Annotated in this window: 25 protein-coding genes, 1 riboswitch and 3 other annotated features; of the genes, 2 read left to right on the top strand and 23 right to left on the bottom strand. The window is 28.2% G+C overall.

All coding sequences use genetic code 11. The annotated features are described in order from the left end of the window. A riboswitch (THF riboswitch) is annotated at nt 1–100 on the bottom strand. A 100-nt stretch (nt 101–200) separates the two neighbouring features. Continuing rightward, nucleotides 201–692: an acetolactate synthase small subunit gene (ilvN, locus tag J2Z42_RS03715; RefSeq protein ID WP_209701054.1), complete on the bottom strand. Its 492-nt coding sequence runs from the start codon at nt 690–692 to the stop codon at nt 201–203. A 15-nt stretch (nt 693–707) separates the two neighbouring features. Beyond that, nucleotides 708–2318: a biosynthetic-type acetolactate synthase large subunit gene (ilvB, locus tag J2Z42_RS03710; protein WP_209701016.1), complete on the bottom strand. Its 1611-nt coding sequence runs from the start codon at nt 2316–2318 to the stop codon at nt 708–710. A 303-nt stretch (nt 2319–2621) separates the two neighbouring features. Then, nucleotides 2622–2817: a binding site (T-box leader), on the bottom strand. A gap of 386 nt (nt 2818–3203) precedes the next feature. On the opposite strand from ilvB (J2Z42_RS03710), the gene J2Z42_RS03705 reads away from it, so the two are divergent. Next, the gene (locus tag J2Z42_RS03705; protein WP_209701053.1) at nt 3204–3938 is read left to right on the top strand and encodes a polysaccharide deacetylase family protein; all 735 of its coding nucleotides are present in this window, start codon (nt 3204–3206) and stop codon (nt 3936–3938) included. A gap of 171 nt (nt 3939–4109) precedes the next feature. Here J2Z42_RS03705 and dltD read toward each other — a convergent pair whose 3' ends face one another. From dltD to J2Z42_RS03610, 19 genes are all read right to left on the bottom strand, one after another. After that, nucleotides 4110–5288, bottom strand: a complete 1179-nt coding sequence (gene dltD, locus J2Z42_RS03700; protein ID WP_209701015.1) for a D-alanyl-lipoteichoic acid biosynthesis protein DltD — start codon at nt 5286–5288, stop codon at nt 4110–4112. A 1-nt stretch (nt 5289) separates the two neighbouring features. Further along, complete coding sequence (dltC, locus tag J2Z42_RS03695) at nt 5290–5526, bottom strand: D-alanine--poly(phosphoribitol) ligase subunit DltC (protein WP_209701014.1); 237 nt, start codon at nt 5524–5526, stop codon at nt 5290–5292. Nucleotides 5527–5541: 15 nt separating this feature from the next. Then, nucleotides 5542–6696, bottom strand: a complete 1155-nt coding sequence (dltB, locus tag J2Z42_RS03690) for a D-alanyl-lipoteichoic acid biosynthesis protein DltB (protein ID WP_209701013.1) — start codon at nt 6694–6696, stop codon at nt 5542–5544. Beyond that, nucleotides 6693–8219 (bottom strand): D-alanine--poly(phosphoribitol) ligase subunit DltA, encoded by a 1527-nt coding sequence (gene dltA / locus J2Z42_RS03685; RefSeq protein WP_209701012.1) that lies wholly within the window; start codon nt 8217–8219, stop codon nt 6693–6695. The genes dltB and dltA overlap by 4 nt, the downstream gene beginning before the upstream one ends. 122 nt (nt 8220–8341) lie before the next feature. Further along, nucleotides 8342–8941, bottom strand: coding sequence for an accessory gene regulator ArgB-like protein (locus J2Z42_RS03680; RefSeq protein WP_209701011.1), 600 nt, complete (start codon nt 8939–8941; stop codon nt 8342–8344). Next, complete coding sequence (locus tag J2Z42_RS03675) at nt 8938–10266, bottom strand: sensor histidine kinase (protein WP_209701010.1); 1329 nt, start codon at nt 10264–10266, stop codon at nt 8938–8940. Before J2Z42_RS03675 ends, J2Z42_RS03680 begins: the two co-directional genes overlap by 4 nt. A gap of 62 nt (nt 10267–10328) precedes the next feature. Continuing rightward, on the bottom strand, nt 10329–10472 hold the full coding sequence (locus J2Z42_RS03670) for a cyclic lactone autoinducer peptide (protein ID WP_209701009.1): 144 nt from the start codon (nt 10470–10472) through the stop codon (nt 10329–10331). 131 nt (nt 10473–10603) lie between these two features. Beyond that, a complete protein-coding gene (locus J2Z42_RS03665) occupies nt 10604–10768 on the bottom strand; it encodes an aspartyl-phosphate phosphatase Spo0E family protein (protein ID WP_209701008.1) in 165 nt (54 codons plus the stop codon). Between the two features lie 91 nt (nt 10769–10859). After that, nucleotides 10860–11804: a sensor domain-containing diguanylate cyclase gene (locus tag J2Z42_RS03660; RefSeq protein WP_209701007.1), complete on the bottom strand. Its 945-nt coding sequence runs from the start codon at nt 11802–11804 to the stop codon at nt 10860–10862. Continuing rightward, on the bottom strand, nt 11797–12432 hold the full coding sequence (locus J2Z42_RS03655) for a chemotaxis protein CheC (protein ID WP_209701006.1): 636 nt from the start codon (nt 12430–12432) through the stop codon (nt 11797–11799). Before J2Z42_RS03655 ends, J2Z42_RS03660 begins: the two co-directional genes overlap by 8 nt. Then, complete coding sequence (locus tag J2Z42_RS03650; protein ID WP_209701005.1) at nt 12425–12799, bottom strand: response regulator; 375 nt, start codon at nt 12797–12799, stop codon at nt 12425–12427. The genes J2Z42_RS03655 and J2Z42_RS03650 overlap by 8 nt, the downstream gene beginning before the upstream one ends. Before the next feature lie 282 nt (nt 12800–13081). Next, nucleotides 13082–13483: a hypothetical protein gene (locus J2Z42_RS03645; protein WP_209701004.1), complete on the bottom strand. Its 402-nt coding sequence runs from the start codon at nt 13481–13483 to the stop codon at nt 13082–13084. A gap of 87 nt (nt 13484–13570) precedes the next feature. Beyond that, nucleotides 13571–15229 carry a dihydroxy-acid dehydratase gene (gene ilvD, locus J2Z42_RS03640; protein ID WP_209701003.1) on the bottom strand — a complete coding sequence of 553 codons (1659 nt, stop codon included), beginning with the start codon at nt 15227–15229 and terminating at the stop codon, nt 13571–13573. A gap of 219 nt (nt 15230–15448) precedes the next feature. Beyond that, entirely contained in the window at nt 15449–17146 is a 1698-nt protein-coding gene (ilvB, locus tag J2Z42_RS03635) for a biosynthetic-type acetolactate synthase large subunit (RefSeq protein WP_209701002.1), read from the bottom strand. Nucleotides 17147–17179: 33 nt separating this feature from the next. Then, complete coding sequence (ilvC, locus tag J2Z42_RS03630) at nt 17180–18193, bottom strand: ketol-acid reductoisomerase (protein WP_209701001.1); 1014 nt, start codon at nt 18191–18193, stop codon at nt 17180–17182. Nucleotides 18194–18450: 257 nt separating this feature from the next. Beyond that, nucleotides 18451–18649, bottom strand: a binding site (T-box leader). 569 nt (nt 18650–19218) lie between these two features. After that, nucleotides 19219–19411 (top strand) — a binding site (T-box leader). Between the two features lie 277 nt (nt 19412–19688). After that, nucleotides 19689–20627, bottom strand: coding sequence for an AEC family transporter (locus J2Z42_RS03625; RefSeq protein WP_209701000.1), 939 nt, complete (start codon nt 20625–20627; stop codon nt 19689–19691). 333 nt (nt 20628–20960) lie between these two features. Further along, on the bottom strand, nt 20961–22076 hold the full coding sequence (locus J2Z42_RS03620; RefSeq protein ID WP_209700999.1) for an aldo/keto reductase: 1116 nt from the start codon (nt 22074–22076) through the stop codon (nt 20961–20963). Between the two features lie 3 nt (nt 22077–22079). Further along, nucleotides 22080–22556, bottom strand: coding sequence for a flavodoxin (locus J2Z42_RS03615; RefSeq protein WP_209700998.1), 477 nt, complete (start codon nt 22554–22556; stop codon nt 22080–22082). Nucleotides 22557–22891: 335 nt separating this feature from the next. Continuing rightward, nucleotides 22892–23743: an aldo/keto reductase gene (locus J2Z42_RS03610; RefSeq protein ID WP_209700997.1), complete on the bottom strand. Its 852-nt coding sequence runs from the start codon at nt 23741–23743 to the stop codon at nt 22892–22894. A gap of 183 nt (nt 23744–23926) precedes the next feature. Here J2Z42_RS03610 and J2Z42_RS03605 point away from each other — a divergent pair, with 183 nt between their 5' ends. Beyond that, nucleotides 23927–24319, top strand: a complete 393-nt coding sequence (locus J2Z42_RS03605; RefSeq protein WP_209700996.1) for a MerR family transcriptional regulator — start codon at nt 23927–23929, stop codon at nt 24317–24319. Between the two features lie 86 nt (nt 24320–24405). On the opposite strand, the gene J2Z42_RS03600 is transcribed toward J2Z42_RS03605, so the two are convergent. Both J2Z42_RS03600 and J2Z42_RS03595 read right to left on the bottom strand, forming a co-directional pair. Then, a complete protein-coding gene (locus tag J2Z42_RS03600; protein WP_209700995.1) occupies nt 24406–25371 on the bottom strand; it encodes a metallophosphoesterase family protein in 966 nt (321 codons plus the stop codon). A gap of 118 nt (nt 25372–25489) precedes the next feature. Then, nucleotides 25490–25774: a metallophosphoesterase family protein gene (locus J2Z42_RS03595; RefSeq protein WP_209700994.1), complete on the bottom strand. Its 285-nt coding sequence runs from the start codon at nt 25772–25774 to the stop codon at nt 25490–25492. Nucleotides 25775–25783 lie beyond the last annotated feature (9 nt).

The following is a 25783-nucleotide window of genomic DNA, read 5'->3' as shown; positions in this document are numbered from 1 at the left end:
AACAGCGGAAGCAATATTACATCGTAAGATCATAAATGAACTTTTCGTTTAGAGGCAACTTCCCATCCTCTAACACTTAACGCATAATATTTACTCTGCTACCTTTATATTAAATTTTTCATAAAGATCATATTCATTATCAATATATTATATATGATAAAATAAACTCTGTCCACTATTATCAGATCTTTAAAATTTAATTAATTTTCAAGCTTGTTTCCTCTGTTAAGAGCTGTAATACCAGTACGAACAATTTCATTAATACCATAAGATCTCATGAGCTCAATAAAAGATGACACTTTATCTTCATTGCCAGTTATTTCAATTATCATGCTTTTTTCATCCATATCCACTATGTTTGCCCTAAATGTATTTGCTATCTGCATAATAAGTAATTTATTATTGGGACTTGCGCATACTTTTATCAATGATAGTTCTCTATAAACTGCCTGACAATTGGTAAGATCTATTACTTTTATAACTTCAATTAATTTATTAAGCTGTTTGTTTATTTGTTCAAACATATAATCGTCTCCAATCGAGACAATAGTCATTCTGGATATTTCAGGATCTTCCGTAATTCCAACAGTAAGACTGTGAATGTTATATCCCCTCCTGCTAAAAAGTCCGGCTACTTTGCTTAAAACTCCGAAATGGTTTTCTACCAATACTGATAATACATATTTTTTAATAGTGCTCACCCCTTCCTAGAAAGTACTTTCATGAGGATCTACAATACATTCTATTAAAAATGCTGTATTGCAATTTAAAGCTTCATTAAATACACCTTTAAATTCATCATCTTTTGTAACTCTCTTTGCCGGAATACCATAGGCTGCTGCAAGCTTTATAAAATCCGGATTAGTTTTAAAATTAACTTCGTATTCACCTTCATATTTCTTATCCTGAATTTCTCTTACCATACCCAAGCCTGAATTGTTGAATAATAGTATTATTATATTTATATTATTCTCAGAAATAGTGCCAAGTTCAAACATACTCATTTGGAATCCACCATCTCCCATACAAGCTACTACCCTTTTATCAGGGCAGCCTATTTTTGCTCCTACAGCCGCAGGAAGTGAATATCCCATTGTGCCAAGCCCTCCAGAAGTTAAAAATTTTCTATTTTCCACCATATTGAAATTTCTAGCACACCATATCTGATTTTGGCCAACGTCTGCCGTTAAAATGGCATCTTTGCCTAACATTTCAGATATAACATCAAGTACATATTTAGGATTTACTTTACCTGTAGCTTCTCTCTTCATTTTTGAATTCTCTTTCCACTCATTTATTTCATTAAGCCAATCCGTAGTTTCAAGTGGAATTGTTTCTTTTATTAACTTTAATAAGATATTTCTGCAGTCCCCAACAACAGGGATGCGAGTTTTTAAATTTTTGCCTATTTCAGCCGGGTCAATATCTATGTGAATTATGTCAGCATTTTTTGGGAAATGTTTGAGTCCGCAAATAGTTCTTTCTGCAGCTCTTGCTCCTATTAATATTAAAACATCAGAATTTTCTACTACCTTATTGGCATAGCTAAAACCGTGGGTTCCTATTAAGCCTACATAATAATTATTATCTTCATTTATACTTCCTTTTCCCATGAGAGTATTTACAACAGGTATTCTGAATTTTTCAGCAAATTCTCTAATTTCATTTTCTGCTTTTGCAAGAATAACCCCACCACCTGCACAAATAACAGGTCTTTTGCTTACTCTAATTCTTTCTATTATTTTCTTTATCTGCCCAATGTGCCCTTTTGTTGTTGGCTTATATCCCCTTATATTAACAGTTTCCGGATATTCAAATTCAATATTTTCTTCCATTATATCTACAGGTATATCCACAAGTACAGGGCCTTTTCTCCCTGTGTTCGCTATATAAAATGCTTCCTTTATAATTTTAGGTATGGATTTTGCATCCCTTACAAGAAAATTATACTTAGTAAAAGACTCAGTAGTTCCTGTAATATCAAATTCTTGAAATACATCCCTTCCAATTAATGTAGACTTAACCTGTCCCGTAATTATTACAAGTGGAATCGAATCCATATACGCCGAAGCAATACCTGTAATAAGATTAGTTGCACCAGGACCTGACGTAACGACGCAGACGCCTACTTCACCTGTAGATCTTGCATAACCACTTGCAGAATGTCCAGCTGCTTCTTCCTGCCTGACCAATATATGTTTAATGTCTGATTTTCTCAAAGCTTCATATATGGGAACCACTGCAGCACCAGGATACCCAAATACTATTTTTACATTTTCTTTTTTCAAACACTGGATAACTGCTTCTGAAGCTTTCATACTATCTCCCCCATAACTTTAATATTTATGAATTTAAACGTTTTTATGTATAGGAAACAGACTTCTTTTTACGGGGCGAGAAGCCTGTTTCGCAATAAAATCCCATATTTTTAGATGACTGTAATACTACAATGTTTTTAAATTTTAAATACACTATAATATCAAAATTAAATTGTTTAAAAGTTTGAAATAATTAAAAAATTTCATATACACTTACACTACACACTAAATATTAAATCTAAATAATAATCAAAACACTATACCACTAAAAATTAGCATAAAAAAAACAGACTGCTTATATGCCTATGAGGCGAGTCTATTCGCGGTACCACCCAAATTTATTACTTAATTAGATAACGATTCGCATCGGCTCAGCTTACTATTATTTCAGCCTGCAACTCAAAGGTGAGTTCAATACAAAATAATTTATGGGTTTTCACCTTTCCCCACTCTCTTTAAAATCACTTTCATATCTAATAATCCCTGTCATAGTTTTTATTGTTTAAATATGAACTTATTGTACTATAAAATGATTTATATGTCAATATGTTTTTATGATTTTTTAGAAGTATTTTTCGTAGGAATTAGACTGACTCTATTAAGAACGCTTGCTAAAGATAGCTTCAAATGCAAAAACTCTCATTCGAAGTATGAAGCGTAAATAATATTAAAAATAGACTTTATAACATAAAAAGCACAAATTGTTAATAAAAAATATCATAAAATCATGTCTATGAATATATTACCAGTTATTATATTGATTTTTTTGTTGATAATAGTTCATGTACGTTTATGTATAAATTAATAAATTCAGAGGTGTATAAAGTGAGAGTTAAGAGACATTGTTCCACATTTTGTTTAATATTTATCATTATCTTTTTTATAATGAATTGTATAGATTTTAAACAGAACTTTAAATTAAATACTGTATCTGCGTCAGAAATAGACCCTAATAAAAAAATTATATATCTTACTTTCGATGATGGACCCAGTCCACTTACAGATAAAGTTCTTGATATATTAAAAGAAAATGGTGTAAAAGCAACATTTTTTTTGATAGGAAATCAAATTAAAGAAAATGAGTCAACTGTAAAAAGAATATATAATGAAGGGAACAGTATAGGGCTTCATACATATACTCACAAAAATAGAAAAATATATTCTAGTGAAAATAATTTCATGAAAGAGATGAATAATACACGTGAAGAAATAAATAGAGTGGTTGGAATAAAACCTGATATACTAAGATTTCCTGGAGGAAGCAGAAAACATTTAAGTGAAAACCTGCTTAAAAATTTGCATAAGAATAATTATAAAGTGTATGATTGGAATATAGTAACTTCTGATGGACTGAGAGCAAAAACCCCGCCACAAAAACTTTTTAATGAGGCTATATCAAATAAAAATAAAGTTAATCCTATTATATTGCTTATGCATTGCGATTATATGCATAAAAATACATGTAAGGCACTGCCTAAAATCATCAAATTCTATAAGGATAATGGATATGAGTTTAAAATTATTACAAGTGATACTCCAGAACTATATTTTCCTATATACAGCAAAAGTAATTCAACTATTTTAAAAAACCTTCTTCAGTTTGTAAATAAAACTTTGTAAATTTAAATTTAAATATCAAATATAAAAGAATAATTAAAAGTTTAAAATACAGCTTTTAATTATTCTTTTATATTTTAGAAATTACTATAAACATATGGTATATTACTAGAAGGTGTAAAAACAAACATGATAAGCAATCCAATCATTACAATTAGATAAAAAAGTATATAATTATTTATGATAGTATTCATCAATTTCTTTATCAACATATAACCATCCTTTCCAACCAAGGTGCATTCCATCTTCCATAAGATATTTTTCATATTCATGATTTTGAAATTCCGCTACATCAAAACCATAACTTGATATAAGATTTTTTGTTTTATTAAAATATGCAGTTCTAGTAGACCTATTTATTCCATTAAAGTCATAATATTTTGCATTAACTGGCATTAATATAAATAATGGTTTAATTCCTTGAGCTTTGCATACTTTTAAAAGAGTTTCTAGATCTTCATATTCTTTTGAATCTGTAAGTTTTACATTTTTATTCACATTTTTAATTTTACTTAAATTATTTTTTATAAAACTATCATAATAACTATTGAGCATATAAAAAGAATTATTATTGGCAAGTGTACTTCCAAGTTTTTCTGCATCAGCAAAAGATTTCTTTTCATCAATTTCAGATAGCTTATGCGTATTTAAATTAGTATTAATTTTATATTTCTGTATAAGCCTATAAGATTTTATGGTATTTGAAAATTCAAGTAAACTGCATCTTATATCAAAATAAGGTTTAAGCATTGCAAATTCTAATTTTTGTATAAAGTTATTGCTATTATAAAGTTTTGCATATACCGATACATCTGAATAAAAAGTATTATTAGATACAAGTGAATATACTCTTTTACAAATCTGATTTTTTATGTCTTCTGAAATCAATGGATTTTTCATAGCTTCATAGAATTGAACTTCAGAAAAGTTCATTTGAAAATCATCAGTTGGTACACCATCTTTATATAAAAACCACTGCATTGATACTATAAAAGCAACTTTTTTTCCCTTTAAAGCTGGATTAGCTGCAAATTTTATAACATGTGCTAAATCCTGCATATATCCTTTTCCAATAGGAGATACATTAAAATCATCTCCTTTTTTAGGAAAATATTTCATTGGATTAGATGGTATATTTGTAGTTCCTAGCTCAGAAGATCCATAGAGCATGAGAAGATTTTTACTATTTGCTTCATTTTTCTGGATAAATGTACTTTCATTTTTTATATCATTATATAACCTAAAACTGCTTGAGATATTACTTTTTATATAACTCTGGCAGTATATATTTATACAAAATATTAAAGCAATAATAATTATAAGTGCTAAAACAAATGACTTTAATTTGTTCATTTTACTCACCTTTTTTAGTCTCTAAATAGTTTATTATCTTTCTAGGTGTTGAAATTTGTTCACGGGTCACTTCTGTTGGCTGTATAGATATTTTTAAGTTGTCTTCAATTGATAATAAAAGTTCTATAACTCCAAGTGAATCCAAAAGACCATCTTCAAATAAATCCAAATCAAGATCATTTCTTACCTCATCAGTTCCGCATACTCCTTCAAGAATTTCTAATAATTTTTCTTGCATTTAAAATCCCTCCAATTATTTAAAATAGATCAATAAACGTCCTGAAAATAATAATAATCCAAAACAAGCTAAATTAAATGTTATAAAAATTGATAAAGCCATAAACCATTTTTCTTTTTTATGAGCTTTATAAAATTTACTTTTTCGCTGATAATAATCAGTTGCAACAAGTAAAATACCTTCGTAAAATCCATATATTATGTAATATAGATAGGTACCATGCCATATACCCATAGTGACCATTGTCACCATAAATCCTAAATATGATGAAGTGTACCTATTCTTAAACCACTTGTGTCTCATAGAATTCATCACAAATCTCGTGTAGATGAAATCTCTAAACCAAAAAGACAGAGACATATGCCATCTATTCCAAAATTCTTTCATACTTTTACTTAAAAAAGGCAAGTTAAAGTTTTCTGGAAGTTTAACTCCCCAAAAATATCCTGTACCAATAGCAATGCAGCTGTAACCTGCAAAGTCAAAGAAAAGGTATAAACTATATGCATACATATATTGAAGTATGTTAATCGCACTAAAAGACGACGGTATTTTACAAAGCCAATAATTATAAATAATACTTGATAAAATAAATTTATAAGCAACTCCCTTGAAAATTTTAAAAATACCAGTTCCCATATAATTTAGATATTCTTGCTTTTTTATAATTCTGTTTATATCTTCCTCAAATCTTCTGCTCCTATCTATAGGTCCTGAACTAATACTCGGGAAAAAAATAATAAAATAAGTTAAATCCAATAAATTTATTTTTTTTATAAGACCATCATGCGTTTCAATTACTATCTGAACTGTTCTAAAAGTAACATATGAAATACCGATAAATCCTAAAGTAGAGGTGGTATAAAAGTGGCTAAATTTAACTAAGCATAATGGCAATATACTTAAGAAAACAAATAGCCTCATTACCCATATATTATTTATTTTTTTTCTTAATTTTAAATAACCTTCAATTAAAATTACTTGCCAGATGTAAAAAGAAAAAAAACTTATTAATTGAAATTTGTTTATTCCTATAAAAAGCACAATCATAAATAAACTCAATATAGTTCCATAGTATTTTAACTTTTTTTCCAATAATCCTAAAAATATTGCAGGAATTAAAGAAAGAAAAAGAATATAAAAGAACATACTACTATCAAAAGGTGTCATTTCAAGTCCTCCTGAAGTGCTTTTCTATCTATTTTACCATTTGTGTTAATAGGGAATTTATCTACTAATTTAATTTTTCTTGGTATCATATATGTAGGTAATAATTTTCCAAGATCATTTTTTATTTTCATAGCTATCTTAAACTCTTTTTCATCAATACTCTTATTCAATTTAACTAATGCTGCAATATACGAAATTTTTTCATTATGTTTAACTGGTAGGACAACATCATTACTTACATAATCTAGCTTTCTTAAATTATTTTCGATATCTTCCAATTCAATTCTAAATCCATTTAATTTAATTTGGAAGTCCTTCCTTCCACAATAATAAAATATGCCATCTTTTTTGTATGCTAAATCACCAGTTTTATAACCAAATTTAACGCCTTCACTACTTTCAATAGTAAAAAAATGTTTTTTATTCATTTCTTCATTTTTATAGTAACCAATACTTACATTATCACCTATTATATAAACTTCCCCCTTTTCACCATTTTTAATTTCCATACCAGCATCATCTACCAGCATTATTTTAGAATTATTCATACTATAACCTATAGGAATAGGTTCTTCACTATGGAGCATATTTTTATTTATTTCTATAGCAGTTACTAAAACTGTAGTCTCTGTTGGACCATACCCATTTATTATAGAAATATTATCAAACCTTTCATACAAAGTTGAAACCAGCTTTTTTGATAATACCTCTCCAGCAAAAAACATCTTTTCAAGCTTTGGGAGTAAAAGTTTATTAAAGCTGTTATCAATAACACACATTTCGGCAAAGGAAGGTGTAGATATCCACATAGCTATTTTAGATATATTTAAGTTTTTAAATAAATCTTTAAAATTTGAAGTCATTTCTTTATCTATAACATATAATGTTTTGCCAAGAAGAAGCCCAATATAAACACTGATTACCGATACATCAAAAGAATAAGAAACCTGATTTAAAAAAACACTTTCATCCTCTCTAGTTTTGCAGTATGGCATAAACCATTCAATAAATGTTTTCAGCGCTTTATATGTAATTTGAACACCTTTTGGTTTGCCAGTACTCCCTGAAGTATATAGCATATAATAAACATCATTTTCTTTAATATAAAATGATTCATCAAATTTTGAGCTAGAAAATTTATTAAAAATATATTTCAAATCCTGCTGTAATAACATTTCACCATCAAATTTGTCAATATTAATATTTCCTATATTAATAAATAATTTTGGACTAGAACTTTCAATAATATCATTTATTCTATCTTTTGGGAATGTAGTATCTATTGGAATATATGCATGTCCAGACTTACTACATGCCAAGAATGATATTAACATTTCATGTTCTTTATGACCATAAATAACAATTGGTGATTTATCTTTTCCATATTTCAATATTATATACTTTGAAAGTGCATCTGAATATTTTTTTAAATTGCCATAAGTAAGTTTTGAATCTCTATATATTTCACAAATTCGTTCATTATATTTAATGCAAATTTCATCTATGGCTTTAAGTAAATTCAATAAAATCAATCTCCTCTTTTTTTCTTAAAATACACAATAAGGATATTGTATTCTTGTAAGACTTAATTTTCAATATGATTATGCCTAATTAACAAAGATTTCACAAAATCATTGAGCTCCTTTTAAATTTTTTTATTGTTGAAATCAGATGTTAACTGAAAAGAAAATATATTATTTATTTTACCAACCATCATCATTATTACTGCGCTCACAATTGAAATTGCAGCAGTATTAAAAAATTCACCTTGAATAAAATAGCATAATATACTCAAACATAGTGTGATTATTATAGAACAATTTCTAAGTTTCAACCTTCTCTCCTTACTTTTTATTCTTTTGTTTACATTATCTACAGGAGAAAAAATACAAACGATTGCAAAAGAAAAGATTAATAATAACATTAAAATATATTTATTAAGGATTATATATTTACCTATAATAGCTATTCCAGCAAATACAGCCAGACTAATAAAAAAACATCCCCAATAAGTTTTTGCATGATACCCACCTGAAAATAATCTTATAGGGCAAAAAAATATAATACTAACTATATAGTATTTATGAAGAGAAAATATCCAAAATATAATGAAATATGGAACGAATTTTGTAATCTCGCTAAAAGTACAAATTAATCCATATTCCATTTTCTTTAATTCTAGATCTGAAAATTCAGGGTTATATTCAGAAATTTTATTTACTAAACATTTTATAATTTTATTCATTCAGTTGCCTCCTTCATTTTAAATTCAATTAAGAATTTGGTTTCCTCATGAGTGCTTTCTAAGGATATACATCCTCTATTTTGTTCAATTAGTTGTTTAATTATATATAATCCAAATCCATGGTCACTGGATTTCTTTGTTTTTGTCGAAAATCCTTTCTCAAAAACTTTTTCCTGAATATTTTCAGGAATCATATCTCCATTATTAGCTACTTCAACACAAAATTTCTTATTCTCAATAAAAGTAGAAATAGATATTTGTTTATTTTCCATATTGGATTTAACTTGAAATGATTCAAATGCATTATCAACAAGATTACTAATAATGCTTATCAATTCATTTTCTTTAATTTTTATTGAACTAAATGGTTCATCTATATTTACCTCAAAATTTATGTTATTTTTGATAGCATAATTATTTTTTATAGATAATAACCCGTCTAAATAATCGTTACCGGTATTTAAATACTTAAATGATGAATGCATATTATCTGAAATTCCAACTACATAATTTCTTATTCGTTCAACAGTATTTGCTTTATTTAATAAGCATAATCCCCATATTACATTAATATGATTAGCAAAATCATGTTTTTCCTGTCTGATTATACTTATTATTTCTTTCATATTTTTAATTTGATTTTCTTGAACTTTATATCCGGCTTCTATATTTATAAATCTCCTATATTCTTTTAATTCTTTTAATTCCAATATCAAAAGTATAAAATATATAATAAAAATAAATACATTATACATCTCAATATTTTTTATATTAAAAATGCCAAAATTGATACTAAATATAAGAACTCCGAAAATTCCAACTTGAATTATCAAATTAGAAAAAAAAGCACCTTCCTGTTTAAATAATTTAAATCTAGTAAAATATTCACTATATTTAAAAAATATCGCTACAGTAACTATTTGTAACGTTTTGGCAATTATTAAAAAAAGCCACAAATATTCATTATTCAAATAAATTTGATTTAAACTTATTTGAAATACAAGCATCTCAACAATTTGAGTAAAACACTCTGTAACAGAAATTATTATAAGAAATGAAAAAAACACAACTATTGATGAAAATACTTTTATCTTTGTAATATATGCTAATAATAAAATACAAAATATTGAAATAACAAATGTATGATAAGATTTAGTAATATAGAATTCTCCTAAATAATTAGCAAAAATATATAATATACAAAATAATGCTGTTTTACCTTTATTTTGTATCATAAACTTTTTTTCATTATACAATATTTCAAAAACCGTTAAAAGAAGTAAAGCTTCAATACCATCTAATACTATTTCTCTTATAACGTCCATATATTTCCTCCTTTATTTTAGGTTTTCTCATAAACATTTTTGTTTATGAGAAAACCTAATTATTACTTTAGAAGTTCGTCAGCACATTTTGGTTGATATGATCCAATAATTGACGTTGGTACTATAACTATTGTTCCTAAAAATAATGCCAAAGAACCTATCATCTTCATTGCTTTTTTTAATATATACTTCTTAGAAAATTTCATTTTTAACAACCTCCTATAAAATTTGTAATAACGTAATTATTCATAATTAATCACGTTATTTTATACATTCTACAGTAGCTTGTTTTTTCCTGCATAATTTGCAAAAAAGTTAACCTAATTTAAAATATACTTTATTTTAAATTAAGTTCAACTCTTTCACATTTTATAGCTTTATAGTAGTATACAATGAGCCTGTCCAATTGCTGACTTACTTTTAATATTTCTTCACTCGTATATTTGTTAGAATCTAACATTGCATTTAACTTGTTTCTAGTTTCCTCTAATATTTTTTTCATATGACTAATTTCCTTACTAATTTTTATCAACTTTTACATTATATAACATTAGAGTGAATTATTCAATTAAATAATCAAAAAATTTTCGACTCTAATTCTGCCACAAGTTACATTCACTACAATCTTGCCCCTTTTTATTTTTAGCTATATACATAGCTTTGTCAGCTTTTGCCATTAATTTATCTATACTATCTCCATCGTCAGGATAAAAGCTAGTTCCCATGCTCAATGATATATTGACTTTTTTTCTATTGAAATTTATAATTTTATTTTTATTATTAATAATTCTGGAAACTATAATTTCAAGATTGCTAAAATCTTTTACATCAGGTAATAATATTAAAAATTCATCTCCTCCATATCTCGCAACAATATCATTTTTTCTTGTAGCCTTCTCCAATATATTTGCTACTTTTATAAGAACTCTATCTCCTATTTTATGTCCATAAGTATCATTTATAATTTTGAATTTATCAACATCTATAAACATTAAACCCAATAAAGTATTCTTTCTTTTTGCACTATTTAAAAATTTTTCCGCAAATTCATAAAATAAAGTTCTATTTGCAATTCCTGTTAATTTATCGTAATAAGCCAGATTTTTAATAATTTTCTCTTTTTCTCTTAATTGTTTATTTACCTTATATAATTCATGAACATAACTTTTTAATTTATTAATTTGTATAAATTGGTTAGTAACATCAATAAATTCTAAAAGCAAAAATTTGCATTCATCTTTTTCAAATCTACTTATCTTTAAATTTAAATTTTTTTTACTATTTACCATTCCTGAATGCATAGCTGCCGAAAAAAATATCTTACGTCCATTATTTATTGAATCAATTATAGCTTTATTAAAATAATTCACATTAAAGTTTGGTAATACTGTATATATATTATTTTTACTAGCCTTCTCTTTACTTATTCCTGTTATACGCTCCATGTAATTATTCCAAAGGCAAACTTCCAATTTTTCATTTAAAATTATTATTCCTTCACTAACATCATTTAATATGTCATATAAAATTCTATTCACAAAGATCATCTTCAATCTTAGCTATTTTTTTCATTAACTCAGTTAATGATTTAAATGTTAAATCTACTAATACTGCACCTTCAATTTCCGTATCATCTATTATAAATGTTATATATAATATTAATATATATGTATACTCATTATTTTCTATATCCTTAGTAAAATCTATTTTATTGAATATTTTTACTTCGGGCAAAGTATAATTTAAACTAATGTCTAAATAGTTTCCAACTTCACCCACAATAGAATTTAAAATTATATTTCCAATCTCTTTAATAGTATCAAAATCAATATCTGTAAAATTCATTTCATAATATTTATCTGTTTCTTTTTCATTTAAACAAAGATTTATAAAAGTTCTCATTTTTTCAGCCGGGAAAATGAGATTTGCTTTTCCCGTTAACTTTTTCTCAAAAGAGATAGAAGATGCCATTAGCGTCCCATCTATTACTTTTGGAAGATAATCATCTAAATTTAGTTCTTTATTTTTAATATTTAAAATTTTGATATCTGGAACATCTAATAATATTTTTCTATTTATTATTTCTGAAAGTAAGCTGGCAGCCTTTCCCACACTTATATTGAATAATTCCTTTAATATATCATATTTTAATTTTCTTTCATTCATTTTCATCATCCTTTATCATTTCACATATGCACTTAGCCTTTGATTCATTAAATGGTTTATTAATAAATGATAATATATTATATGTATCTATTTCTTCTCTTACATTTTTTTGTACATCTGCAGAAATTACAATTATTTTCGCATCTTTATCATAATTTTTTATTAATCTTATCAATTCCTTGCCATTTAATTTTGGCATCAGCAAGTCCAGAAATATATAATCAGGTCTGATTTTTTTATATTTTATAAATCCATCCTGTCCATCATTTGCAAAAAATATTTCAACTTTATTTAAAAACTTTTTTATCAAATTGGCATTTATTTTCTGAGAAAAAATTGAATCATCTACAATTAAAATTTTTATCATAATAATTTCTACTTCCCTTCAATATAAGCTTAAAAAATCAGCAATTAGTAATCTATATTATAATTTCTAATTGCTGATCAGTTGCACTACTAATTCCAAATTACTATAAATAATTTCAAATGAATTTTTACAATCTTGTTAATTCAATACATATAGAAATATTAATACTAAATAAAGTTAAAGTCAATATTGTCATTTGAACTATTATTTTAAAAAAGATCCTAAATATTAAATAATATCCAGGATCTTTTACAAATATAATCTGAAATTGATATAAAACTATTAACTAAGCAGCTCCTTTACATCTTTATATACAAGAACATTTGATATTCCTCCACAATATCTTATAATTCCATCAATTACAGTTATAGGAGGTTCAAATCCCCTCTCTATAACATCAACAACTCTTGATATCTCATCAGAATTCATGCTTTTATCATAGTTAATATTTTTATAATTTAGTTCTATGAAATTTATTTCCACATATTTTGCTAAATCTGTAGTATTTAAAAAATCGCTTAATTTGTTGTATAAATCTCTAACTGTATTTCGTGATGCAGCTGAATTACAATCTGAACATCCTTCTTTACTTGAACACAAATTACAACTGCATTTTTTGCTGCTGCACCCCACAGGCATAATTTTATCTTTTTGTCCATATATATTAACTTTAATTATATGCATATAATTTTAATTCCCTTCATAATATATATTAGTAATAAAAATTATTACTAATATATATTCTAACATAATTAAAATTATATAAACATTTTATTTAAGTACTGCACCTGTATTTGCAGAAGTAACTAATTTTGCATATCTTGACAAATATCCTTTTTTTATTTTTGGTTCAGGTTTTACATAATTTCTTCTTCTTTTTTCGATTTCTTTTTCGCTTACCTTTAGTTCTAATTTTTTATTTGTTATATCTACAAGTATAGTGTCTCCTTCTTCTACAAGTCCTATTAATCCGCCTTCCATAGCTTCTGGTGATACATGGCCTATAGATGCTCCTCTAGTTGCTCCTGAAAATCTTCCATCTGTAAGAAGTGCTACATCCTTATCAAGCCCCATACCTGCTATTGCAGAAGTAGGTGATAGCATTTCTCTCATTCCAGGACCTCCTTTTGGTCCTTCATATCTTATTACAATTACGTCACCCTTATTTATTTCATTTCCAAATATAGCTTTAACTGCCTCTTCCTCAGAATTATAAACTCTGGCAGGTCCCTCATGAACCATCATTTCCTTTGCAACTGCTGATTCTTTAACTACAGCACCATCTGGTGCCAGATTTCCTCTAAGTATTGCTATTCCGCCCTCGCTGCTATAAGCATTATCCACACTTCTTATAACTTCATAATCCAAAACTTTGCAGTTCTTTATACTCTCTCCTATTGTTTTTCCTGTAACAGTCAAGGCATTTTCATTTATTAATCCTTTCTTTGAAAGCTCATTCATAAGAGCCGGTATTCCTCCTGCCAGATGAAGATCTTCCATATGGTGTTTGCCGCTTGGGCTCAATTTTGTAAGACATGGCGTCTTCTTGCTTATTTCATGAAATAGATCAAGATTAAGCTCTAAGCCTGCTTCATGAGCAATTGCCGGAAGATGAAGTACTGTATTTGTAGAACCTGCCATAGCCATATCTACTGTTATTGCATTTTTAAAAGCATCTAAAGTTAATATATCTAACGGACGCCTGTTATTTTTTACACAGTCCATTACATACATACCTGCATATTTTGCAAGCTGATTTCTCTCTCCAGTCTGTGCAAGTGCAGTCCCATTTAAAGGAAGTCCCATTCCAAGTACTTCTGTAAGGCTATTCATACTATTTGCCGTAAATAATCCCGAGCATGAACCACAACCAGGACAGGCTTTCCTTGTTTCCTCTTCAAGTTCTTCTATTGTTACTTTGCCATCGCTACAAGCTCCTACCTTTTCAATGCAGGTACTAAAATCAAGTGCTTTATTGTTTAATTTGCCTGCCCTCATAGGTCCTCCACTTACTACAACAGCTGGTATATTAAGTCTTGCGGCCGCCATGAGCATTCCAGGAACTATTTTGTCGCAGTTTGGTATTAAGACTAATCCGTCAAATCCATGAGCCATTGCCATAGCTTCAATAGAATCTGCTATTAACTCTCTAGAAGCAAGAGAATATTTCATTCCTACATGCCCCATTGCAATTCCATCACAAACTGCAATTGCAGGGAATTCCATAGGGGTTCCTCCAGCCATAGCTACACCCATCTTTGCAGCTTTTGCTATTTCATCAAGGTGCATATGGCCTGCAACTACTTCATTTTGCGAATTTACTATTCCTATAAGAGGTCTTTCAATTTCCTCTTTAGTATATCCCATTCCATACATAAGTGCCCTTGCTGGAGCTGCTTTAACTCCTTTTTTTACTAAATCACTCCTCATTTTGAATACCCTCCTCAATAGAATTTTTTAGAAAAAAAATAAGCTTCTCCCTGCCTGAGGCAAGAAGATTTGCAGTGCCGCCTAATTTTTTCTAAATTAAAATATCAACAGCACCAGCATAGCTTACCAATTTCATATTCATTTTAAATATCATTCTATAACCGATTTATATTTATAAGCCCCTTTTTTATTTATAAACTTAAATTTCGCTTGAAAATATTAACCTATACTTTCACTTATTGATGCCCCAGGTGGAACTATAGGGAATACTTTTTCAAGCCTATCAATGTTACATTCTATTATAATAGGCTGCTTTTTTTCAAGTGCAAATTTCAAGCAATCTTCTATCTCATTATTATTCTTTATTTTTAAAGTATTTATTCCATAAGCTTCTCCTAATTTTAGAAAATCAACATCATTGGTCAATTCTGTAAAACAGTATCTTTTATTATAAAACATCTCCTGCCATTGATGTACCATTCCAAGTGAAGAATTATTTAAAACAATTTGAATTATAGGTAATCTATATTTGGAAATTGTAGCAAGCTCATTACAATTCATTTTAAAGCTGCCATCTCCAGCTATATTTATCACTGTTTTGCCTGGATTTCCAATGCATGCCCCAATTGCAGCTCCAAGCCCAAATCCCATTGTTCCAAGTCCTCCTGATGAAATAAATGTTCTTGGATTTAAAAATTTAAAGTATTGTGCTGTCCAAATCTGATTTTGTCCAACTTCTGTAGTTATTATACAATCTCCACCAGTTAGCTTATACAAGCTATCCATTATATGTTTAGGACTCAAGTGTTTACTTTTGTCATAATCCGAACTAGAATCTAATTTTTTCAATTCCTTTTCTTTTTCATCCAGTACTTTTTCCATCCAATCTTTATGATATTGCTTTTCAAGCTTTGTATTTAATTCATTTAAAATATTCCTTACGTCTCCTTTTAGAGGTAAATCAATATTTACATTTTTATTAAATTCTTTTTCATCTATGTCTATATGAATTATTTTAGCCTTTTTTGCAAAAGTGCTTACTTTGCTTATAACCCTGTCACTAAATCTAGCTCCTATAGCAATTAATAAATCACAATTTGTTATCGCATTATTTGAGCAGTGAGTTCCATGCATTCCAACCATACCAGTATAATTTTTCCTATCACCTGGGAACGCCCCAGTTCCCATAAGTGAACAAGCAACAGGTGCATTAAGCTTATCAACAAACTCCATAAGTTCATTTTCAGCACAAGATGAAATTACCCCACCGCCTACATAAACCATAGGTTTTTCACTATTTTTTATAATTTTAACAGCTTCATTAATATTATTTTCATGATTATTTGAAAATAAATCGTATTTAAATTCTTTTTTAAAATGAGAAACACTTGTAATATTTAAACAACAATCTTTAGCTTGTGAATTTTGAACATTTTTTGGTATTTCTACAACTACAGGTCCTGGTCTCCCACTAACTGCTATTCTAAAAGCTTCATCTACAGTACTTTCAATATCTTCTAATTTATCAATAGTAAAATTCTTTTTTGTTATTGTTTTAGTTATATCTCTTATATTAACTTCTTGAAATGAATCTTTTCCTATCAAATTTACAGGTACCTGACCTGTAAACACTATAATTGGTACAGAATCCATATATGCTGTGGCAATTCCAGTAACAGTATTTGTAGCACCAGGTCCTGAGGTTGCAAGAACAACCCCAACCTTTCCAGTAGACCTAGCATATCCATCTGCAGCATGAGCAGCCCCTTGCTCATGCGCAGTTATTATATGATTTATTTTATCTTTCATATCATACAATGCATCATATATAGGTAAAACTGCTCCACCTGGATACCCAAATATAGTATCAACTTCATGCTTTACCAAACATTTTAAAAGCATCATAGCCCCATTCATAGTATCACAGCCTCCTTATTTTATAGAATAAATTTATTCATTTGAAGGATTTGGATCTATCCATGACATCATTGATCTAAGCTCTTTACCAACTTTTTCAATTAAAGCATCTTGTTCAATTCTTCTTCTTGCTGTAAATCCTGGTCTTCCAGTTTTATTCTCAAGAAGCCATTCTCTTGCAAATGTTCCATCTTGAATTTCATGAAGAGCCTTTTTCATTTCAGCTCTTGTATTTTCATTTATTATTCTCTTACCTATCTTGTAATCTCCATATTCAGCAGTATCACTTATAGAATATCTCATTCTGGCTAATCCGCCTTCATATATTAAATCAACTATCATCTTCATCTCATGTAAGCATTCAAAATATGCATTTTCAGGAGCATATCCAGCCTCAACTAATGTATCAAAGCCTGCTTTTATAAGTTCTGCAACTCCTCCACAAAGTACTACCTGTTCACCAAATAAATCAGTTTCAGTTTCAACTTTAAATGTTGTAGTCATAACTCCTGCTCTAGTTCCGCCAATTCCCTTTCCATAAGCTAAAGCAATTTCTTTTCCTTTTCCACTGTAATCCTGATATACTGCATAGAGACAAGGAACTCCATTACCTAATGTATATTCTCTTCTAACTATATGTCCAGGTCCTTTAGGAGCAATCATCAATACATCTATGTTCTTAGGTGGTACTATCTGATTAAAATGAATGTTGAATCCATGTGCAAAGAATAATGCATTTCCTTCTGATAAATTATCTTTTATGCTCTCTTCATAAACTTCTTTCTGTTTTTCATCTGGAAGAAGTACTGTTATGATATCTGCCTGTTTAACAGCTTCTGCTGTTTCATATACTTTAAATCCATAGTCCTCAGCTTTTTTCCATGATTTACTACCTTTATATAAACCAACAATTACATCAAGTCCACTTTCTTTTAAATTCAAAGCATGTGCATGTCCCTGACTTCCAAAGCCAAGTATAGCTATCTTCTTTCCTTTCAAAAGATCTAAATTTGCATCCTCATCATAATAAACTTTTAATTTTTCCATAATACTTTCCTCCTAAAATTTTTGTTTTTACTTTTTCACTAATTTACATTGAATCTCTAAATTCAATTCATAATTTAAACAATAAATTTAATTAACTAATTTGAAGATTACGACAATTTAAAATTTTACAACTATTATGTATAAACATACCCTAAATACATTATATTTTATAAATATATTGATTTACTACCTATTTAAAATCTGCTTTCAAATAAATGTTATAAAATTTTGTATAAAAAAAGCAACCAACATTCTCTGCTTGGGGCGAGAAGGTTTGGTCGCGCGGTACCACCCAAATTTTTTACTTAAAGTAATAACGGTTCTACCGATAAAGCCTACTTATTTTCAGCTTAATGACTCCCAGGCTACCTTCAATAGTTATATTTATGAGTTCCCACCAAAATCTCACTCTCTAAAAAATATCTACTATTTACTCTTCCTTATCATTGTCTTTATACTCTAGATTTATGCTAATTAAATTAATTTCACAAATTATCTTATAAATATACAACCGACATAATACATCAATTCTATACTTTTGTATAAGATAAAATACTTTTTTAGTGAAATGTCATTACTTAAAATCATTCATTACTTTTAACAATTAATTTATTAATATTTAGTGTATGTACTATATATTAATACCTTATAATGATAATGTCAATAGTTTTTTGGATTTTTTTATTTATTATTTTTTTCTACATTATATAAGTAAAAATAATGCTATTCATTTTATAATTTTTTGACTCAAATTTATGAATTCGTATCTATACTTCCCTAATAACTAATGATTACAGTATAAATATTATAAATGCAATTGTATTTAATTAAACTATGATTTTAAAATATATTAAAATATATTGATTAATTTTAAAAAATAAATACGATATTTAATTATTTATTATAAATCATTAAATTTTTTGTATTTATTTTATTAAAATCATATTAAGTGCTTCACTTTCCTTATATATTTTTAAAAATCAAAGTTGACATAGAGATTTTTTTATAGTATAGTTAGCTCAAATAAAAAAACGATGACGGAGAAGAGTAAACAAAAATATGTTTTCAGAGAGTGGATGTTTTGGTGAGAATCCATAAACTAAAATTGTTGAAAATCACTCCTAAGTTGCAAACTGAAATTAGTAAGTTATGCCGGCACAGCCGTTATTTATATAAGTAGTAATTTGGGTGGTACCGCGACAGACCTTCGCCCCATTGGGGATGGATGTCTGTCTTTTTTATACTCTATTTTACTTTAATTAATTATTTATTTTTAATTTTTTTTATTTAATATTAGTGTGTATATATTGTTTTATGTATCATATTAAAATTTAATAATATTGTATCTATATTTATTTTTCTGAATTATTTGAAATATATCTATAGTTATGCTAATAAATATTATCTTTTATTATTTATTTAACTTTTTAATATTTTATTTAGTGTTGTATATTTTTTTAAAATTTATAAATTAATGTTAATGTCCTTAATATTATCATATTAAGGACATATATATCGGTATAACAATCAAACTCATTATAGTAGTAAGTGATGTAACTACTGCTGCATATTCATAATCCGCTCCATAAGCCTTAGCAACTACTGAAGTATTAGTCATTACCGGCATAGCTGCCTGTATTATAAATACTTTTTTCATTAGTTCAGGTACAGGGAAGTATCTTGCCAAAATTATTATTAAAAATGGAGAAATTAAAAATCTTCCTATTAAAACAAATATAATATCTCTGCTTATTTTTATTTTTCTCAAATCAACATAATAAATTGTTATTCCTATAAATAACATAGAAAGTGGTGTTGTCATCTCTCCAAAGTATTTACATGTGTCCATTACAAATTGTGGAAGCTTAATCTCACACATTATAAATATTATTGCCAAAATAAATCCCATAAGTGGTGGAGAAAATATTCTCTTTAAAGTTTCCATAGAAAATATACTTGTTTTTTTGTCAGCTTGTCCATCTGAACTTATACCGTAAGCTCCTATTGTCCAAAAAAATGTAGTATTTGCTATATAATACAAAAGCACATAAGGAACACTTTTAGATCCAAATAAAGCCAAGTTTATTGGAAGTCCAATAAATATAGAATTTGATACAAAAAACATCGATCTAAATGTCCCAATTCTTTCCTTTTCAACTTTTATAATTTTAGATACAATTATGGCTATTACATAACCTATAGCCATAGATAAAACAGGTATAATAAGCCCTTTACCAATATGATCTAATTTACTTTTATTGAAATTATCCATCAAATTAAAAATCATCAAACATGGAAGCGCTATATTACATACTAATTTTGAAAATACTTTTGATATTCCCTCATTTAACCACTTACATTTAGTAAGTATATATCCTACACATATCATAATAACTATACTGAGCACACTGCCAACTGCATTTAATATTACCATTCCATCTCACCTTGTTATTCTATATTTTCTTTTTTTAATGATGATATCTTTTCCCTAAAACTAAAATTAAAGAACACTTATGCTGTATTTTGTTTATAACCAATTATATATTATCACATATAAATAATAATCACTACTATTTATATGATAATTGTTACTTAGTATAATATAAATATAAAATACCTTATATCTATGTCTGTGCTGTCTTCTTATTTTATTATGCAAAAAAAGGAAGGCACACCTTCCTTTTTATACTACCATTATTTATTCCTCTTTTATCTTATATTTTAATGTCTGGTCCATCTTTTTGATGTAGCATATGAAATTTAATTGCTATTTTTCAAATGTATCTGCTACCTGTTTTAAGTATTTTGTAATCTCAATATGCTGTGGGCAGCTTTTCTCGCATTTTTTACATTCAATACAATCGGACGCTTTGCCATATGTTTTGGTATAATTATCATAATATACGTTCTGTGTTGAAAATCCTTGATTTAGTGACTGTTTTTCTGAATTATATAAAGCAAAGTATTTTGGTATTGCAATCTTCTTCGGGCATCCATCAACACAGTATTGACATGCTGTACATGGTATTGCAATAGCTTCATTAATAATCTTGACTGCTCTATTTACAATATCATATTCTTCTGAAGTAAAAGATTTAAATTCATCCATATATCCGGCATTATCTAATAACTGTTCCATAGAAGACATTCCGCTTAATACCATCATTACATTTTTATGACTAGCTGCAAATCGAATTGCCCAAGATGCCACAGACATATCTGTATGATATTCTTTAAACAACTTTTCTGCTTTAGCAGGTACTTTTGCTAACGTTCCACCTTTAATTGGTTCCATAACGACAACTGGCTTATTGTGTTTCTTGGCTACTTCGTAACATTTTCCAGATTGAATACTTTCATTTTCCCAATCCAGATAATTTAACTGCAGCTGAACAAAATCCACTTCAGGATGTGTCGTTAATATTTCATCTAATAGGTCTGCTGTATCATGAAAAGAGAAACCAATATTTCTGATTTTTCCTTCTTCTTTCTTTTTTTGGATAAATGAAAATGCATCTAATTTTTTTGCAGTTTCATAATTGGATACACCCAAATTATGAAGTAAATAGTAATCAAAATAATCTACTCCAATTTTTTCCAACTGTTCATTGAAAATTTTATCCAGATCTTCTTTCTTTTTTAAGAACATGGTTGGCATTTTTGTAGCTACAGTAAATGAATTTCTTGGATGACGTTTTACCAATGCTTCTCTCAATGCCGTTTCACTTGTGAAATTATGATACATATAAGCCGTATCAAAATAAGTAAATCCTCTTTCTAAAAAAGTATCCACCATTTTATTTAGTTGTTCAAAATCAATACTTGATTGATCTTCCTTATCTATAATTGGTAAACGCATAAATCCAAATCCTAATTTTTTCATTTCTTAAACCTCCATTCCTTTAAGCCAACGTGATACTTCTTTTTCTGAGCCATGTACACTACTGCCTCTAATTGGTAGACCACTTAAAACATTAGATTTTGGACAAAGTTTCTTAATATCATGCTCACTTCGCCCCATTCCACTTCCTTCATTTGTACAAAATGGGATGATAGTTTTGCCTGAAAAATCATATGACTCAAAAAATGTAAATACACACATTGGAATTGTACCCCACCAATTAGGAAAACCAATATAAATTACATTATATGAATCCATATTTTCTACTTTTCTTGCCAATTTTGGTCTACTGTCAGCGTTCTGCTCTTTTCTTGCAACATTAACCACATCATTATAATTTGATGGATATTTTTCTACTGTCTCAATTTTGAACAGATCACAGCCTACATTTTCTTTTATCATATTTGCAATTACTTCTGTATTTCCAGAATGCGAAAAATATGCAATTAAACTTTTTGTCATTTTATACTCCTCCTATTGTTTGCCTTAAGTAAATATGTCAAACCCTTTATAATTTACTTTACCACTTAGAGTTAACTTCAAGTCAAGTGTTTTTTACTTTTAGTTTAGTAATATATAGAATTATTTAATTGCCAAATAAATCAACTAATTATTCAATTTTTTGCGATATCCTCAAAAATGAAATCTGTAATATATAAATTGGTATTAACCAAACTCATGAATTTTCTCATAAATATTGAATAACACCAAAATATGTATAAACTAACTAATTCCATAATATAAATTAACTATTCTGTACAGAAGTGCATTATCACAACATTTATTTACGCTAAATATTAAATATCATATTTAACTGTACCAAGCCAACTTACAATTTTCGGATCATAATGTGAGAAGAAAGTACTTGCCTTTGTGTCAAGTTCAGCAATCTTCTTCATATCCTCACTGTTTAATTCAAAATCAAAAACATTAAAATTTTCTTTAATACGCTCTTTATGAACAGATTTCGGAATTGCGACGATTCCACGCTGAATCAGCCAACGTAATACCACCTGTGCAACAGATTTTCCATATTTTCCTCCAACAGCTTTCAATATATCATTCTGAAAAAAATTGTTCCGTCCTTCAGCGAATGGAGCCCAGGATTCCATTTGAATATTCTTATCCTGCATAAGTTTCTGGTCATCTACACGTTGGCAGACTGGATTTGTTTCCACCTGATTAACAGCTGGAACAATTTCATTGTGAGCAACCAAGTCTACCAGTCGGTCAGGCATAAAATTACAAACCCCTATTGCACGGATTTTGCCTTTTTTATACATTTCCTCCATGGCACGCCATGCACCATAATAATCATTGAATGGCTGATGAATCAAATACAGATCCAAATAATCCAATTGTAATCTTTTCAATGACTTCTCAAATGCTTTCTTTGCACTTTCATATCCCGCATCCTGAATCCAAAGCTTTGTAGTAATAAATAATTTCTCACGAGGTATTAGACTCCTTTTGATAGCACGACCAACTGCTTCCTCATTCATATAGGCAGCTGCAGTATCAATCAACCGATAACCTGCCATAATAGCATTATAAACAGCATCCTCACACTGAGCAGCATCATCAATTTGATAAACTCCAAATCCTAAGATAGGCATTTCAACACCATTATTTAAAATTACATTTTTCATATAAAAGCCTCCTAATTATAAATATATTAAGTGTATAGTCATTAACTTTTTATCTCATTCATATCACTATTATTGAGATTTGTAATTACTGTACCCTTATGTTAAACTAAGTTTAGTATCTTCGAGTAACACGAAGTCAAGTGGTTTTAAATAACTTTATATATTTTTTCAAGGAGGTTTTTAATGTATTATGTAAAAGAAGTGTCCAGGCTGCTTAATCTAACCGAACATACAATTCGATACTATACAGATAGGGGACTAGTTCCCAGTATACAGCGTGATAAAAATAATAATCGTATTTTTGATGACGAATCCATTAACTGGCTTACAGGTGTAAAATATTTAAGACATTGTGGAATGTCAGTTGAAGATATCAAAAACTATGTAGACCTGTGTCTGAAAGGAGACTCTACCATTCAAGAACGTTATGAAATTATCCTAAAGCAAAAGATCGCTGCTCAGGCTCAACTTGAGGAAGCGAAAATAAGAGCAAAATATATGGAAAATAAAGCAAATCATTACCTTGATATTATCAATCGTATTATACCAGATGATACAAATCCTCAAAAATGGTAGATATTATAAAAATAAGATTATTCAGTTAAAAAATTCATATATATTAAATGAACATTTCTCTCATCTTACTTGATTAAAATAGCCATTTAATGTATAACTTCTTTCGAAAATATCCAGTCTTTTTTTGCAAAATCTCTTCCTCTAATTAAGACTTTATTTCCATTTACTTGTACATATAAACCTTGACTTTCATCATAAAGGTTTTTTATACCATTTCCTTCTGGCATTATAGCATAGCGAACTGCTCCTGTGTGTGCTGTAGTAAAAGGCAAATTTGTTTTTACATTCTCCATACTCAATAGAATATGAGTATGGGAGGTGAACAAAATAACTTCTGGATATGATGATAAAATATCTCTAAGTTCTTTTTCTTGATCTTCTTTTAATCCTTTCCAACCATTTATACTGCTATTTAGGTTTTGATGTAAAAATACAAAAATAGGTCTATTTTTTTTATATTTTTCATTTAATTTTTGTTTCAGCCAATTCAATTGATTTTCTGATAAAAAAGCATCCACTGATCCTAACTTTTTCGTATTTCCAGATTCAGAACCTAGTGATATAAAATGATATCCTTTAATCCAAGTGTCATGATATACAGATTTTTCGCCTGCAAAATCCAAATACATTTTTATAAAATGTTGAACATCTTCTGGCTTATTTGTGCCTTTATCATAATCAAAATAATCATGGTTACCAATGTTTTTAATTATCCTTTTAGGAATAATATTTTTATTTTTCCATAGTACAGCTTCTAAAGCATAATACTGTAATTTTATTCCTTGATCCACACTATCACCATTTAATATTAAAGTGTCCATGTTTCCATCTATACTATGTAAATCATTAATAGCTTTTTGTAATTTTTTGATATCTCCATGTACATCACCTAAAACAGCAAATTTTAAAGTATTATTCTCTGTTTTTTTCTCGTCTATAAGCTCTTCTTGTTTAAACTTATAATTTTCTACCGAAGCCACTCTAATATATATTATCGATGATAAAATTGATACTAATAATATTATTGGCACTATTAATTTTAATTTTTTCATATACTTTAAATCATCTACCTTTAAACTTTAAATATGTGTCAATGCTTTTTCAAAAGATGATTCTTTATCACTTAGTAACACTCCATTGTTATTAATTAAAAAATGCCACCGGATTTATTTATTTGGGTTTAATATCAATTATTACGTATTCTGAATTAGCCTCTGTCCTGATTGGGTAGCCCCATCCTGCCATTCCTGAGGAAACTATTGCTTGCATATTTGATAACTTCTTGTATCCATAATTCAATTCATTAGTTCTTAATATGTCACTAAGCAGCCCTACTGGCCATATTTGTCCTGCATGTGTATGTCCACTTAATTGAAGATCATATCCTAATTCATCATTTTTTTGAAGTTCAAAAGGCTGATGATCCAATAATAATATGAATTTGTGTAAATCCAACCCCGCAAT

This window comes from Clostridium algifaecis (assembly GCF_017874415.1).
GTDB classification, from domain to species: domain Bacteria; phylum Bacillota; class Clostridia; order Clostridiales; family Clostridiaceae; genus Clostridium_B; species Clostridium_B algifaecis.
This window is presented reverse-complemented; position numbering and strand designations above follow the sequence as displayed.

Bases quoted from the DNA above. Each gene is read 5' to 3' on its own strand.
- J2Z42_RS03645 (WP_209701004.1), bottom strand. From the start codon at position 13,483: ATGCATATAATTAAAGTTAATATATATGGACAAAAAGATAAAATTATG.
- J2Z42_RS03600 (WP_209700995.1), bottom strand. From the start codon at position 25,371: ATGAAAAAATTAAAATTAATAGTGCCAATAATATTATTAGTATCAATT.
- ilvB (WP_209701016.1), bottom strand. From the start codon at position 2,318: ATGAAAGCTTCAGAAGCAGTTATCCAGTGTTTGAAAAAAGAAAATGTA.
- J2Z42_RS03655 (WP_209701006.1), bottom strand. From the start codon at position 12,432: ATGAATGAAAGAAAATTAAAATATGATATATTAAAGGAATTATTCAAT.
- J2Z42_RS03620 (WP_209700999.1), bottom strand. From the start codon at position 22,076: ATGAAAAAATTAGGATTTGGATTTATGCGTTTACCAATTATAGATAAG.
- ilvC (WP_209701001.1), bottom strand. From the start codon at position 18,193: ATGGAAAAATTAAAAGTTTATTATGATGAGGATGCAAATTTAGATCTT.
- J2Z42_RS03650 (WP_209701005.1), bottom strand. From the start codon at position 12,799: ATGATAAAAATTTTAATTGTAGATGATTCAATTTTTTCTCAGAAAATA.
- ilvB (WP_209701002.1), bottom strand. From the start codon at position 17,146: ATGAATGGGGCTATGATGCTTTTAAAATGTTTGGTAAAGCATGAAGTT.
- J2Z42_RS03610 (WP_209700997.1), bottom strand. From the start codon at position 23,743: ATGAAAAATGTAATTTTAAATAATGGTGTTGAAATGCCTATCTTAGGA.
- dltB (WP_209701013.1), bottom strand. From the start codon at position 6,696: ATGACACCTTTTGATAGTAGTATGTTCTTTTATATTCTTTTTCTTTCT.
- J2Z42_RS03705 (WP_209701053.1), top strand. From the start codon at position 3,204: ATGAATTGTATAGATTTTAAACAGAACTTTAAATTAAATACTGTATCT.
- J2Z42_RS03605 (WP_209700996.1), top strand. From the start codon at position 23,927: ATGTATTATGTAAAAGAAGTGTCCAGGCTGCTTAATCTAACCGAACAT.
- J2Z42_RS03625 (WP_209701000.1), bottom strand. From the start codon at position 20,627: ATGGTAATATTAAATGCAGTTGGCAGTGTGCTCAGTATAGTTATTATG.
- dltC (WP_209701014.1), bottom strand. From the start codon at position 5,526: ATGCAAGAAAAATTATTAGAAATTCTTGAAGGAGTATGCGGAACTGAT.
- J2Z42_RS03670 (WP_209701009.1), bottom strand. From the start codon at position 10,472: ATGAAATTTTCTAAGAAGTATATATTAAAAAAAGCAATGAAGATGATA.
- J2Z42_RS03665 (WP_209701008.1), bottom strand. From the start codon at position 10,768: ATGAAAAAAATATTAGAGGAAACTAGAAACAAGTTAAATGCAATGTTA.
- J2Z42_RS03680 (WP_209701011.1), bottom strand. From the start codon at position 8,941: ATGAATAAAATTATAAAATGTTTAGTAAATAAAATTTCTGAATATAAC.
- J2Z42_RS03615 (WP_209700998.1), bottom strand. From the start codon at position 22,556: ATGACAAAAAGTTTAATTGCATATTTTTCGCATTCTGGAAATACAGAA.
- J2Z42_RS03675 (WP_209701010.1), bottom strand. From the start codon at position 10,266: ATGGACGTTATAAGAGAAATAGTATTAGATGGTATTGAAGCTTTACTT.
- dltD (WP_209701015.1), bottom strand. From the start codon at position 5,288: ATGAACAAATTAAAGTCATTTGTTTTAGCACTTATAATTATTATTGCT.
- ilvD (WP_209701003.1), bottom strand. From the start codon at position 15,229: ATGAGGAGTGATTTAGTAAAAAAAGGAGTTAAAGCAGCTCCAGCAAGG.